The sequence below is a fragment of the Falsiroseomonas sp. HW251 genome (genome assembly GCF_050563545.1).
Taxonomy (GTDB): Bacteria; Pseudomonadota; Alphaproteobacteria; order Acetobacterales; family Acetobacteraceae; genus Falsiroseomonas.
This window is the reverse complement of the sequence record NZ_JBNXUM010000020.1, coordinates 12,300-25,168: the sequence shown is the minus strand read 5'-3', so window position 1 is coordinate 25,168 and position 12,869 is coordinate 12,300. Positions and strand designations below refer to the sequence as shown.

The window sequence follows — 12,869 nt, the reverse complement described above, 5'->3', positions numbered from 1 at the left end:
GCCGCCGGTGGGCCGCGGCGCCGCCGGTCTTCCCGCCAAAGGCGGAAAAAGGCCGGCGCGCTCACGTCTACGTGTATACGATATTCACGTCAATGTGATTTTTCATCCTGAGGTTGATCTTCCCCCAGGAGATCTTTAGCCAGAACGGCGAGCCCGTGCAGCGGCACATGCAGCCAGGTCGGCCGGTTCGCGGCCTCATAGGCCAGCTCGTAGGCAGCCTTCTCGACGAGGAAGAGGCGCAGCGCGGCCTCGGCGCCCGGCGGCACCTCGTCCCATTCCGCGCGATAGGCAGCGAGGAAGGCGGCGCCCGCGGCCTCGCGCCAGCGGGCGATCAGCTCCGTCCGGCGCCCCGTCGGCGCAGCGGTGGCGGTGCCGCTCTCCTCCGTCACGGCGGCAACCGCAGCGGCGTAGTCCAGGCTGCGCAGCAGTCCCGCGACGTCGCGCCAGCCGCTCGACTTGGCGCGCCGCGCCTCCAGCGCCCGCGCGGGCTCGCCCTCGAAATCCAGGATCACAGCGTCGCCGGGTGCGACCAGCACCTGGCCGAGGTGGAAGTCGCCATGGATGCGGGTCGCGGGCAGGCCCGCGGCCGCCGGCGCGATCGCGCGAAGCGCCGCGCGAAGGGGCTCGCGCCGCGCGCGCAGCCAGGCCGCCACCGGCTCGTCCTGCCCGGTCGCCAGGCCGGTTCGCCCCAGCAGGTCGAGCGCGGCGTCGAGCTCGCGGATCGCGGCCTCGGCCCAGGCCTCCGGGTCGCCCGGCTCCGGCGCGAAGGCGGGGTCGTCGCTCGGCCGCGCGAGGACCAGGTGAAGCTGCGCCAGCCGCCGCCCGATCGCCTCAGCCAGCGGCAGGTAGCCGCCGAGCGGGTCGTCGGGCTCCGCCTCGGTCAGCGCGGCCTCGTCCACGGTGCGGGCGAGCCAGTCCAGCGTCCAGGCCCAGGCGTCGCCCTGGTTGCGGGCGAAGCCATGCAGCAGCATCAGCGTATGCGGGGTGCCGTCGGGCGCTTCCCTGACCACCTCGCCCAGCAGGGGCGGCGCGCCGGCATAGCCCTGCGCCGTCAGGTGGCGCGCCATCTCGGCCTCGGGGTGCAGGCCGGGATGGATGCGGCGCAGCACCTTCAGCACCGCGGAGTCCCCGATGACCACGGAGCTGTTCGACTGCTCGGCGCCGAGGCGGCGGATCTCCGGCACGTCGGGGATCTCGAGGGCGGCCAGCGCCGGCGTGGCGCGGAAGCGGATGACGCCCTGGTCGGTCGCGACCTCCGTCCCCGCGCGGCAGGCCGCGAGCACCGCGCGCGGGAAGGCCTCGGTCGCCGCGGCGTCGGTCAGCAGGCCGACCCGCGCGCCCTGGCGCAGCCGCGCGAGGGCAAGCTGGCCGGCGGGGCGCGCGGCCTCCTCCTCCCCGATGCGGGCGAGCGGCAGCGCCCAGCGTGCGTCGGCGGCCTCGACCTCCGCCAGGACGAGCAGCTCGCCCGCCGGCGCCGGCATCGGCACGGCGAGCGCCAGCCGCGCGCCCTTCGCGCCGCGCTGCTTCGCCGCGAACCAGCGGCGCAGCGGCAGCCAGGCCGGCAGCACGTCCTGATCCAGTATGTGGCGGGCCTCGGCGATGAGCCGCTCCGCGCCGGGGCGGACCACGAGGGTGCGGAGCTCCGGCAGCGGCTCCGGCGCCGGGACGTGCCAGGGCGGGAGCGCGGCGCCCTGCGCCAGCATGAACCAGTGGAAGGCATGCGGCGGCAGGGTCAGCACATAGGGCAGCGGCCCGATCGGCGGAAAGGGCGTGCCGCCCAGCATCTCCACCGGCACATGGCCCGCATGCTCCGACAGGTCGAGCTCCACGGCCTGCGCCGCGCGAGAGAGGTTGAAGATGCAGAGCACGACATCCCCCTCGTGCTCCCGCAGATAGGCCAGCACCTTGCGGTTGCCGGGGTAGAGCAGCCGCATCCCGCCGCGCCCGAAGGCCCGCGTGCGCTTGCGCACGGCCAGCATCCGCCGCGTCCAGTTCAGCAGGCTCGACGGGTCGCGGATCTGGCTTTCCACGTTGACGGCCTGGAAGCCGTAGAGCGGGTCCTGGATCGGCGGCAGCACCAGCGCGGCGGGGTCGGCGCGGCTGAAGCCGCCGTTGCGGTCGGGCGACCACTGCATCGGCGTGCGCACCCCGTCGCGGTCGCGGAGATACACGTTGTCGCCCATGCCGATCTCGTCGCCGTAGTAGATGACGGGCGTGCCGGGCATGGACAGCAGCAGCCCGTTCATCAGCTCGATCCGGCGCCGGTCGCGCTCCATCAGCGGCGCGAGGCGCCGGCGTATGCCGAGGTTGATGCGCGCGCGCTTCTCCGCGGCGTAGACGGACCAGAGCGCGTCGCGCTCGGCATCCGTGACCATCTCGAGCGTGAGCTCGTCGTGGTTGCGCAGGAACACCGCCCATTGGCAGCCGTCCGGAATGTCGGGCGTCTGGCGCAGGATGTCGGTGACGGGGAAGCGGTCCTCCTGCGCGACCGCCATGTACATCCGCGGCATGAGCGGGAAGTGGAAGCACATGTGGCACTCGTCGCCGCCGCCGAAATACTGCTGCACGTCCTCGGGCCACATGTTGGCTTCGGCCAGCAGCAGGCGGTTGGGGTATTTCGCGTCGAGCTCCGCGCGGATCCGCCGCAGGATCGCATGCGTCTCCGGCAGGTTCTCGTTGCTGGTGCCCTCGCGCTCCACGAGGTAGGGGACGGCGTCGAGGCGCAGCCCGTCCACGCCGAGGTTCAGCCAGAAGCGCATCACCCGCAGCACCGCGGCCAGCACGCGCGGGTTGTCGAAGTTGAGGTCGGGCTGGTGGCTGTAGAAGCGGTGCCAGTAATAGGCCTTGGCGACGGGATCCCAGCTCCAGTTCGAGGGCTCGGTATCGCAGAAGATCACCCGCGTGCCGGCATAGCGCTTGTCGTCGTCGGACCAGACATACCAGGCGCGCTCCTTCGATCCGGGCGGCGCCTGGCGGGCGCGCTGGAACCAGGGGTGGTCGGCGCTGGTGTGGTTGACGACGAGCTCCGTGATCACCTTCAGCCCGCGCTCATGCGCGGCGTCGATGAAGCGGCGCAGGTCGGACATGCTGCCGTAGTCCGGATGGACGCCGGTGTAGTCGCTGATGTCGTAGCCGTCGTCCTTCAGCGGCGAGGGGTAGAAAGGCAGCAGCCAGATCGCGTCCACGCCGAGGCCGGCGACATGGTCGAGCCGCGCCATCAGCCCCGCGAAGTCGCCGATCCCGTCGTCGTTGGCGTCCATGAAGGACTTGGGATGGAGCTGGTAGATGACGGCGTCGCGCCACCACAGGGGCTCCCGCCCCGCTTCCTTCCGCCGCCGCTTTGCCATGCCCTGCCCCGGTCCCGAGCCCCGTCCTGCGGGGAACGCCTCCGGAGAAGGCCCCGGAGAAGGCAGGGTGAACGCGCCGCCGCGCCGACCGTTCCGGGACCGCCCGGCTTGACCCTGCCCCGGCCACCCCGCAGCCTCGGCCCGAGGACTCCACCGGACCGACGATGACCGCCTTCCAGCCACGCCGACCGCTGCGCGCGCTGTTCGTGCACCAGAATTTCCCCGGCCAGTACGCCCACCTCGCCCCCATCCTGGCGGAGCGCGCGGGGGTGCAGGTCTGGGGCATGGGCGAGAAGCCGGGCTACAGCGCGCCGGGCGTGCGCTACATCCATTACGGCACGCCCAAGGGGGCCGGCGACCAGACGCACCGCTACATCCGCTCGCTCGAGGCGGCGGTGCGGCGTGGCCAGGTGATCGCCAACCGGCTCGTGCAGATGCGCGACGAGGAAGGCTTCCGCCCCGATGTCATCGTCTGCCACCCCGGCTGGGGCGACGGGCTTTTCCTGAAGGACGTCTTCCCGCAGGCGAAGACGCTCTATTACTGGGAGTTCTATTACAACGCCTTCGGCCAGGACCTCGGCTTCGACACCACCCAGCAGGTCACGCTGGACGACGCGGCGCGGGTGCGCGCGCTAAATGCGACGCAGTTGATCTCGCTGCAATCCGCGGATTGGGGCGTCAGCCCGACGCGCTGGCAATGGAGCCGCTACCCCGGCTGGGCCCGCCGGCGCATCACCATCCTGCACGAAGGCGTGGACACCCAGCGCTGCGCGCCGCGGGACGGCGCGGTGTTCCGCACGCCGGAGGGCCGCGAGTTCCGCCGGGGCGATCCCGTGATCTCCTATGTCGGGCGCAACCTCGAGCCCTATCGCGGCTTCCCGTCCTTCATGAAGGCGCTCGCCATCATGCAGAAGGAACGGCGCGACCTGCAGGCGATCGTGGTCGGCGGGGACGAGGTGTCCTATGGCCGCAAGCCCGAGGGCGCCGCGACCTGGCGCGAGAAGGTGCTGGGCGAGCTCGAGGGCCAGCTCGACCTGTCGCGCATCCACTTCACCGGCCGCGTCGGGCATGACGACCTGCATCACCTCTTCCGCGTGACGCGGGCGCATGTTTACCTCACCTATCCCTTCGTCCTGTCCTGGTCGATGCTGGAGAGCATGGCCTGCGGCGCCGTGGTGGTGGGATCGGCCACGCCGCCTGTGCAGGAGGTGATCGAGGACGGCGTGAACGGGCTGCTCGTTCCCTTCTTCGCTCCCGAGGCGATCGCGGCTTCCGTGCTGAAGGTCTTCGACGACCCGAAGGGCCATGCGCATCTCGCCGAGGCCGGACGGCGCAGCGTGGTCGAGCGCTACGACCTCCGCACGGTCTGCCTGCCGCGCCAGCTCGAGCTCGTGGAGCGCCTGGCCGCGGGGCTGGAGCCCGTGGCGGAGACCGCGCCATGACCGGGCGCCCGGCGGAGCAGCGGATCGCCATCGTGGGCGCGGGTCCGGTCGGGCTGGTGCTGGCGCTCCGCCTGGCGACGCTGGGAATCCCGAGCATCCTGCTGGAGGCCGAGCCCGACATCTCGGAGGAGCTGCGCGCCTCCACCTTCCACCCCCCGACGCTCGACATGCTGGACCGGCTCGGCGTCGCGGCGGCGCTGATCGCGCAGGGGCTGGTGACACCGACCTGGCAGGTCCGGCGGCACGAGGACGGGGCGCGCGCGGTCTTCGACCTCTCGGTCCTGCGCGACGACACCGCGCATCCCTACCGGCTGCAGGCGGAGCAGTGGAGGCTCTCGCGCCTGCTGCTGGCGCGGCTGCGCGCGGACCATGCCGGCACGGTGGAACTCCGCTTCGGTGCCCGCGTGGAGGAGGTCGCGCAGGACGAAGACGGCGTCACGCTGTCGGGCAAGGGCTTAGACCCGCTGCGCGTGCCCTACGCCGTCGGCTGCGACGGCGCGCGCAGCGCGGTGCGGCGCTCGATGGGGATCGACTTCCCCGGCGACACCTACCCCGAGACGACGATCCTCGCGACCACGCCCTTCGACTTCGACCAGGCCTTCGACGGGCTGTCCAACGTCAACTACGTCTGGACGCAGCACCCGGCCTTCAGCGGCACCTTCAGCCTGCTGCGCGTGCCGGGGAAATGGCGCGCCAGCCTCTATCCCGCGCCGGGCGAGAGCGTTGAGGACGCGCTGCGCCCTGAGGCGATCGAGCGCAAGCTGCAGGCGATCCATCCCAAGGCCACGCCCTATGACGTGCCGGACCTCCGCCCCTACCGCATCCACCAGCGCATCGTGGAGACCTATCGCCGCGGCCGCCTGCTGCTGGCCGGCGACGCCGCGCATCTCAACAGCCCCTCCGGCGGGATGGGCATGAACGGCGGCATCCATGACGCGATGGAACTGGCCGCGACGCTCGCGCCGGTCTGGCGCGGCGAGGCCGGGGACGGACTGCTCGACCGCTACACGCGCCGCCGGCGCCCGGTGGCGGAGCGCGAGATCATCGCCCAGGCCGACCGCAACCGCGCCCGCATGCGGGAGACCGACCCGGAACGGCGCGCTGCGATGCTGGCCGACCTCCAGCGCATCGCGGGCGACCCCGCACTGGCGAGGGAGCAGCTGCTGAGATCGTCCATGATCAGCGGGCTGCGGGCCGCGGCAAAGGTCGAATGAGGCCCCTTCATAGCGCCGTCATAAAACTGTAAAAGGTGCGCAACGCGGCCCCGATAGCAGTCCGCGATCATCGCTTCATGGGAGAGGAAAGCCTGATGTTCCGCCGTAACCTGATGACGGGCGCCGCCGCGCTCGGCCTTGGCGCCCTGGCCCGCCCCGCCCTCGCGCAGGCGCCCGCCGAGATCCAGTTCTGGCACGGGCTCAGCCAGCCGCTCGGCGGCCTGCTCGAGCAGCTCGTTGCCGGCTTCAACGCGAGCCAGAGCCGCGCGAAGATCGTGCCGGTCTTCCGGGGTTCCTACCCCGAGACGCTGGTCGCCGCGATCGCCGCCTTCCGCGCGGGCCAGGCGCCGGGCCTGGTGCAGATGTTCGAAGCCGGCACCGGCACCATGATCAATGCCGGCCGTGCCATCATCCCCGTGCACGAGCTGCTGTCCCGTACCGGCATTGCCGTCAACTTCGAGGACTTCCTGCCCGGCGTGCGCGGCTATTTCGCGGCGGCCGACGGCAAGCAGATGTCGATGCCGTTCAACTCCTCCACCACCATCGTCTACTACAGCAAGGACGCCTTCCGGCAGGCGGGCCTCAACCCCGACCAGTTCCCCGCGACCTGGCAGGGCGTGGAAGAGGCGCTGAAGAAGATGAAGGCCGCCGGCGTCGCGGTGCCGCTGTCCACGGCCTGGCCGACCTGGGTGCATGTCGAGAACTTCAGCGCGATCCACGACACCCCTCTGGCGACGCTCGGCAACGGCTTCGGCGGCATGAACACCGAGCTCAGCATCAACAACCCGCTGATGCAGCGCCACTGGGGCAACCTGATCAACTGGTCGAAGGACGGACTGTTCCGCTACGGCGGCCGCAACAGCGACGGCGAGCCGCTCTTCCCCTCGGGCGGCTGCGCAATCATGACGACCTCCTCGGGCTTCCGCGCGCGCGTCCAGCGCGAGGCGCAGTTCCGCTGGGGCGTGGCGATGCTGCCCTACTACGAGGGCGTGCGGAACGCGCCGGCCAATTCCATCATCGGCGGCGCGAGCCTCTGGGTGATGAACGGCGGCCCGAACGCCCCGCGCAGCGAGGCCGAGCAGCGCGGCATCGCCGAGTTCTTCGCCTACACCGCCAAGCCCGACATCGCGGGCAAGTGGCACATGGACACGGGCTACCTGCCGATCACGCGGTCCGGCTTCGACTACGCGAAGTCCACCGGCTTCTACGCCAAGCCCGAGAATGCCGGCGCCGACGTGCCGATCGAGCAGATGCTGCGCGGCCCGACGACGGAGAACACCCGCGGCATCCGCCTCGGCGGCTTCGTCCAGATCCGCGACATCATGTCGGAGGAGATGGAGAAGGCCTTCCAGGGCCAGCAGAACGCCGAGCAGGCGCTGGCGGCGAGCGTCACGCGCTCCAACCAGGTCCTGCGCAACTTCGAGCGCGCGAACCGCGCGGGCTGAGCGGCCCGCGCCACCTCTCCCGCCCATGAGGCTCCCTCCCCCGCAAGCGGGGGAGGGATGGGGTGGGGGTGCTTCGTCAGGCGAGTCACTCATCCTCGCACCCCCACCCTCCCCCTCGAGAGGGAAACGCACTGCGGCGGAGGCGGCACCCTTGCGGAAAAAGGTGATCTTCAAGGGAGTGGCGCTGCCCTACCTCCTGCTGCTCCCGCAGCTCATCATCACCGGCATCTTCTTCTTCTGGCCCGCGGGCCAGGCGATATACGGCTCCTTCCTGCGCGAGGACGCCTTCGGCCTGTCGCGCGACTTCGTCGGCTTCGAGAACTTCGCGGAGATCCTGGCCGACCCGAACTACATCGGCGTGATCTGGAACACGGCGGTCTTCTCGACCTCGGTCGCGGTGCTCGCGCTCGGCGTGGCGATCTTCCTCGCGGTGCAGGCGGACAAGGCGATCCGCGGGGCCGATGTCTACAAGACCATGCTGATCTGGCCGTACGCCGTCGCGCCCGCCGTCGCTGCCGTGCTGTGGCTCTTCATGTTCCACCCGCATATCGGTCTGTTCGGCCGGCTGCTGAACCAGATGGGGTTCGACTGGAACTACCAGCTCAACGGCAACCAGGCGATGCTGCTGGTGATCATCGCGGCGGCCTGGAAGCAGGTCTCCTACAACTTCATCTTCTTCCTCGCGGGGCTGCAATCCATCCCACGCAGCGTGCTGGAAGCCGCGGCGATCGACGGCGCGCGGCCGATGCGGCGCTTCTGGACGGTGATCTTCCCGCTGCTTGCGCCGACCTCCTTCTTCCTGCTGGTGGTGAACCTGGTCTATGCCTTCTTCGAGACCTTCGGCACGATACATGCCCTGACCCGCGGCGGGCCCGGCCAGGCGACGACGACGCTGATCTACCGCGTCTATGTGGACGGCGTGCAGAACCTGAACTTCGGCTCCTCCGCCGCGCAGAGCGTGATCCTGATGGCGATCGTGGTGGCGCTGACCGCGGTGCAGTTCCGGTTCATCGAGCGGAAGGTGCATTACTGATGTGCCCTCAGACGCCGGGCGGCCGCTCCGCGGCCTTGGCTTTCGCGCAGACGGCGGTCGTACTGGGCACGGCTGTCGGTTTGTGCGCGGCGCGCGTTCGCGCGCTCGGCCTGCCTGAAGTGCGGCAGTCCGCCAGCGCCCATTCTCTAGGAATCGCGCCATGCTGATGCGCGACCACACCGCCGAGGACATCGCCCTCGCCCGCGCCACGGCGCGGCGGCACGCGAGGAGCCGCTGGATCGCGCATGCGATCCTCGCGACCGGCGTGCTCGTCTTCGCCTTCCCGATCTGGATCACCCTCGTGGGCTCCACCCACGACGTCAGCACCATCGGCCGCGGCGACGTCCCGCTCTGGTTCGGGTCCCAGGCCATCGCGAACTACGTCTCGGCCTGGACCACCGGCGGCAACGCGGTGCGCACCACGGGCGGCGTGCCGGCCTGGCTGATGCTGTGGAACAGCCTGTCCATGGCGGTGCTGATCGCGGTGGGCAAGATCGCGATCTCGCTGCTGTCGGCCTATGCCGTCGTCTTCTTCTCCTTCCCCGGGCGCATGGTCGCGTTCTGGCTGATCTTCATCACGCTGATGCTGCCCGTGGAGGTCCGCATCGTGCCGACCTACCAGGTCATCATCGACATGAACCTGTCGAACAGCATGACGGGGCTGGTCGTGCCGCTCATCGCCTCGGCCACCGCGACGCTCCTGTTCCGGCAGTTCTTCCTCACCATCCCCGACGAATACGTCGAGGCCGCGAAGATCGACGGCGCCGGGCCGATGCGCTTCTTCAAGGACGTCGTCCTGCCGCTGTCGGTCACGAACATCGCGGCGCTCTTCGTCATCCTCTTCATCTATGGCTGGAACCAGTATCTCTGGCCGCTGCTGATCGTCACGGACAAGAGCCTGGAGACGGTCGTCGTCGGCATGACCAAGATGATCGGCAACGGCGACGCGCAGAACGAGTGGAACGTCATCATGGCGACCGCGGTGCTCGCGCTGCTGCCCCCCGTGGGCGTGGTGATCTTCATGCAGCGCTGGTTCGTGAAGGGCCTGACGGAGACCGAGAAGTAATGGCGACCCTGACGCTTTCCTCCGTCAAGAAGCAGTTCGGCCAGACCCAGGTCCTGCACGGCATCGACCTTGAGGTCGCGGATGGCGAGATGATCGTCGTCGTCGGCGCCTCGGGCTGCGGCAAGTCCACGCTGCTGCGCATCGTCGCCGGGCTGGAATCGCCGACCTCCGGCAGCGTGCGCATCGATGGCCGCGACGTCACGCAGCTCGAGCCCGCGGACCGCGACATCGCGATGGTGTTCCAGAATTACGCGCTCTATCCGCATATGAGCGTGTTCGAGAACATGGCCTATGGCCTGAAGATCCGCGGCCTGAAGATGCCCGACATCCGAAAGCGCGTGGCCGAGGCCGCGGAGATGCTGGAGATCGGGCCGCTGCTCGACCGCAAGCCGCGCCAGCTTTCGGGCGGGCAGCGGCAGCGCGTGGCCATGGGCCGCGCCATCGTGCGCGAGCCCAAGCTGTTCCTCTTCGACGAGCCGCTGTCGAACCTCGACGCCAAGCTCCGCGTGCAGATGCGCGCCGAGATCCGGCGCCTGCAGAAGCGGCTCGGCGTGACGTCGCTCTTCGTCACGCATGACCAGGTGGAAGCGATGACTCTCGGCGACCGGCTGGTGGTGATGCACAAGGGCCGCGCCGCGCAGGTGGCGTCCCCGATGCAGGTCTGGGGCGAGCCCGCCGACACCTATGTCGCGGGCTTCATCGGATCGCCCGCCATGAACTTCCTGCACGCCGCCGTCTCGATGGGCGGCGCCGGCGCGACGCTGAAGGCCGGCCCCACCCTGCCCTTCGCCGCGCCCGTCGCGGCGGGTGCGGACGGCACGGATCTCGTCATCGGCATCCGCCCCGAACATGTCGAGCACCGCCCCGGCGATGCCGCCGCCCTGCCGGTCGCGGTCGACCTCGTCGAGCCGCTGGGCTCCGAGACCGTGATCCATGGCCGCCTCCCCGGTGGCGAGGTGCTGGTTGCGCGCCTGCCCGTCGCCGCCAGCGGCATCGGCGAGGTGCTGCCCGTCGCGCTGCCGCCCTCCGCCTGGCACGTCTTCTCCGGCGAGGGCCAGCGCCTGCCGCTGCGCGAAACCGCGCCCGCCTGATGCCTCTTCCCCTCCCCCGCTGTTGCGGGGGAAGTAAGGGAGGGGGCATCGTCGTCGCGCCGCCCATGACGACGCCCAGCACCACCCCCGACCAGCTCCTGTCCCGCGCCGACGCGCTGCGCGACGGCGGCGACTGGGCGGCCGCCGAGCCCTTCTACCGCGCCTATCTCGAACAGCGCCCGCTGCACGCCGCGATCCACATCCAGCTCGGCCACGCCGTGAAGGAACAGGGCGACCCCGAAGCCGCGCTGCCGCATTACCGCGAGGCCGCGCGCCTCGACCCGCTCGACCCCGACGCCGCCCTGCAGGAAGGCCATGCGCTGCGCCTGCTCGGCCGCGGGCGGGCAGCCGCCGCCTGCATGGCGCGCGCCCTCTCGCTCGACCCGTCCTCGCCGCTGCTGCGGCGCGAGACCTGGCTGCTCGGGCACCGCCTTCTGCCCGAGCCGGTGGCGCCGCCCGAGGCGCTGCCCACCGCGCCGCCCGGGCCGCCGTCGCAGCTCGCCTTCGACGTGACCGACCTGCTGGACTACCTTCGCGACGCCCGCACGCCGACGGGCATCCAGCGCGTGCAGATGGGCCTGCTCGGCGCCATCCTGGAACACCCCGCGCCGCCGGCTCCCGTCATCCTGGTCGGGTACGACCCCTCGGCCTGGCGCTGGTGGCATGTGGACGACGCGCTGTTCCGCCGCGCCCTCGCGCTGTCGCGCATCGGCGCGGCGCATGACGATCCGGACTGGGTGCGTGCGACCGGCCTGCTCTGCCGCGCCGATGTCAGGCCGGAGGCGCCGCTGATCGCCGGCGCGACACTCGCCAGCCTCGGCAATGCCTGGGGCGTCGAGGACTACTTCCGCGGCCTGCGGCTGCTCCGTCGCCGCGTCCCGCTGCGCTACGCCGCCTTCCTGCATGACTGCGTGCCGCTGGTCATGCCGGAGCATTGCCTCGACCTCACCGCGCGCCTCTATGCCCGCTGGTTCGCAGCCCTCGCCCTGCATGCCGATGCGCTGATGGCCAATTCGCGCGCGACCGCCGCCGACGTCGTCCACTTCGCCGCCCCGCTCGGCCAGCACGCGATCCCCGCTGTGATCCCCCTCGCGGCCGAGCCGCCGCCCGAACGCGATGCCGCGCTGGCCGCGGCGGAGGCGCTCGACCTCGACGCCACGCGCGAGCCCTTCGTGCTGTTCGTGGCCACGCTCGAAAGCCGCAAGAACCACCTCATGGTCTTCCAGGCCTGGCTCGAGCTGCTGCGCAGCCTGCCGCCGGACCAGGTGCCGCGGCTGGTCTGCGTCGGCCGGCCGGGCTGGCGCGCGGAAGCCGCGCTCGGCCTGCTGGAGCGATCGCCGGAGCTGCGGCGCAAGGTCAGCGTGGTCTCTGGCGTGTCGGACCTGGCGCTGGCGGGGCTGACGGCGCAGTGCCTCTTCACGCTCTACAACTCCTTCCACGAGGGCTGGGGTCTGCCGGTCAGCGAGAGCCTGGCGATGGGACGGCTCTGCGTCGTGCCGGCGCATAGCGGCCTGCTGGAATCCGGCGCGCCGGGCGCCGTCTACTTCCCGCCGGGCGACCTGCCGGCGCTGGTGCGCACCGTCGCGCGCCTCGCGACCGACCCTGGCCACCGCGCCGAGCTCGAATCCCGCATCGACCGCGCCGCCGCGACGCGCCCTTGGACCGCCGCGGCCGAGGAGGTGCTGGCGCATCTCGCCGCCCCGCAGGCGCCCGCGCCGCGCCCCCCCTTTCCGGCCGGCGAACGCCTGCCGCTGGCCGCCGCGCCGCCGCCGCCGACGCTGGCCGGCGCCTGGGGCGAGGCGGTGCGCGAGGGGCTGGGCTGGTGGTGGCCGGAGGCCTGGGGCTGCTGGACGCGCGACGGCATCGCGACGCTGAGCCTGCCGCTCGACGCGCCCGAGGGCACGCCGGCGCGCGTGCTGCTGGAACTGCGCGGCCCGCCCGGCGGGATCGTGCTACGCCTGCGCGCCCGCGGTGCCGCACCCGAAGCCTGGCGCGCCCTGGCGCTGGCCGAGGACGAGACGGCGACCATCGTGCTGCAGGCCGCCTGCGGGCCGGCGGGCATCGCGGTGGACCTCGATTCCGGCGACGGCGTCGCGCTCGGCGACCGCGCGAAGCGGCAGGTCGGCGCCGGCATCGTCGCCGTCATGGCGTGCCTGGAAGACGACCTGCCGGCCCGGCTGTCGGCGCTGGAGCGCGCGGTGGGCTGACGGCGCAGAAACTTGATCCCGCGC

Annotated in this window: 8 protein-coding genes; 7 read left to right on the top strand and 1 reads right to left on the bottom strand. The window is 71.4% G+C overall.

Annotated elements, in window-relative coordinates:
* Positions 1-89: 89 nt before the first annotated feature.
* Entirely contained in the window at positions 90-3,347 is a 3,258-nt protein-coding gene (treS, locus tag ACLF3M_RS22310) for a maltose alpha-D-glucosyltransferase (RefSeq protein WP_430659189.1), read from the bottom strand.
* Between the two features lie 164 nt (positions 3,348-3,511).
* Here treS and ACLF3M_RS22305 point away from each other — a divergent pair, with 164 nt between their 5' ends.
* The 7 genes from ACLF3M_RS22305 (at position 3,512) to ACLF3M_RS22275 (ending at position 12,845) form a co-directional block, all read left to right on the top strand.
* Entirely contained in the window at positions 3,512-4,789 is a 1,278-nt protein-coding gene (locus ACLF3M_RS22305; RefSeq protein ID WP_430659188.1) for a glycosyltransferase family 4 protein, read from the top strand.
* The gene (locus ACLF3M_RS22300) at positions 4,786-6,003 is read left to right on the top strand and encodes an FAD-dependent oxidoreductase (protein ID WP_430659187.1); all 1,218 of its coding nucleotides are present in this window, start codon (positions 4,786-4,788) and stop codon (positions 6,001-6,003) included. The genes ACLF3M_RS22305 and ACLF3M_RS22300 overlap by 4 nt, the downstream gene beginning before the upstream one ends.
* A gap of 77 nt (positions 6,004-6,080) precedes the next feature.
* Positions 6,081-7,448 carry a sn-glycerol-3-phosphate ABC transporter substrate-binding protein UgpB gene (gene ugpB / locus ACLF3M_RS22295; protein ID WP_430659186.1) on the top strand — a complete coding sequence of 456 codons (1,368 nt, stop codon included), beginning with the start codon at positions 6,081-6,083 and terminating at the stop codon, positions 7,446-7,448.
* A 163-nt stretch (positions 7,449-7,611) separates the two neighbouring features.
* Complete coding sequence (gene ugpA / locus ACLF3M_RS22290) at positions 7,612-8,481, top strand: sn-glycerol-3-phosphate ABC transporter permease UgpA (protein WP_430659185.1); 870 nt, start codon at positions 7,612-7,614, stop codon at positions 8,479-8,481.
* A 160-nt stretch (positions 8,482-8,641) separates the two neighbouring features.
* Entirely contained in the window at positions 8,642-9,547 is a 906-nt protein-coding gene (gene ugpE / locus ACLF3M_RS22285) for a sn-glycerol-3-phosphate ABC transporter permease UgpE (protein ID WP_430659184.1), read from the top strand.
* Positions 9,547-10,638: a sn-glycerol-3-phosphate ABC transporter ATP-binding protein UgpC gene (gene ugpC, locus ACLF3M_RS22280; protein ID WP_430659183.1), complete on the top strand. Its 1,092-nt coding sequence runs from the start codon at positions 9,547-9,549 to the stop codon at positions 10,636-10,638. The genes ugpE and ugpC overlap by 1 nt, the downstream gene beginning before the upstream one ends.
* 65 nt (positions 10,639-10,703) lie before the next feature.
* Positions 10,704-12,845, top strand: coding sequence for a glycosyltransferase (locus ACLF3M_RS22275; RefSeq protein ID WP_430659182.1), 2,142 nt, complete (start codon positions 10,704-10,706; stop codon positions 12,843-12,845).
* Positions 12,846-12,869 lie beyond the last annotated feature (24 nt).

Excerpts from the sequence above, each read along its gene's own strand:
- treS (WP_430659189.1), bottom strand. The coding sequence starts at position 3,347 with ATGGCAAAGCGGCGGCGGAAGGAAGCGGGGCGGGAGCCCCTGTGGTGG.
- ugpC (WP_430659183.1), top strand. The coding sequence starts at position 9,547 with ATGGCGACCCTGACGCTTTCCTCCGTCAAGAAGCAGTTCGGCCAGACC.
- ACLF3M_RS22305 (WP_430659188.1), top strand. The coding sequence starts at position 3,512 with ATGACCGCCTTCCAGCCACGCCGACCGCTGCGCGCGCTGTTCGTGCAC.
- ACLF3M_RS22275 (WP_430659182.1), top strand. The coding sequence starts at position 10,704 with ATGACGACGCCCAGCACCACCCCCGACCAGCTCCTGTCCCGCGCCGAC.
- ugpE (WP_430659184.1), top strand. The coding sequence starts at position 8,642 with ATGCTGATGCGCGACCACACCGCCGAGGACATCGCCCTCGCCCGCGCC.
- ACLF3M_RS22300 (WP_430659187.1), top strand. The coding sequence starts at position 4,786 with ATGACCGGGCGCCCGGCGGAGCAGCGGATCGCCATCGTGGGCGCGGGT.
- ugpB (WP_430659186.1), top strand. The coding sequence starts at position 6,081 with ATGGGAGAGGAAAGCCTGATGTTCCGCCGTAACCTGATGACGGGCGCC.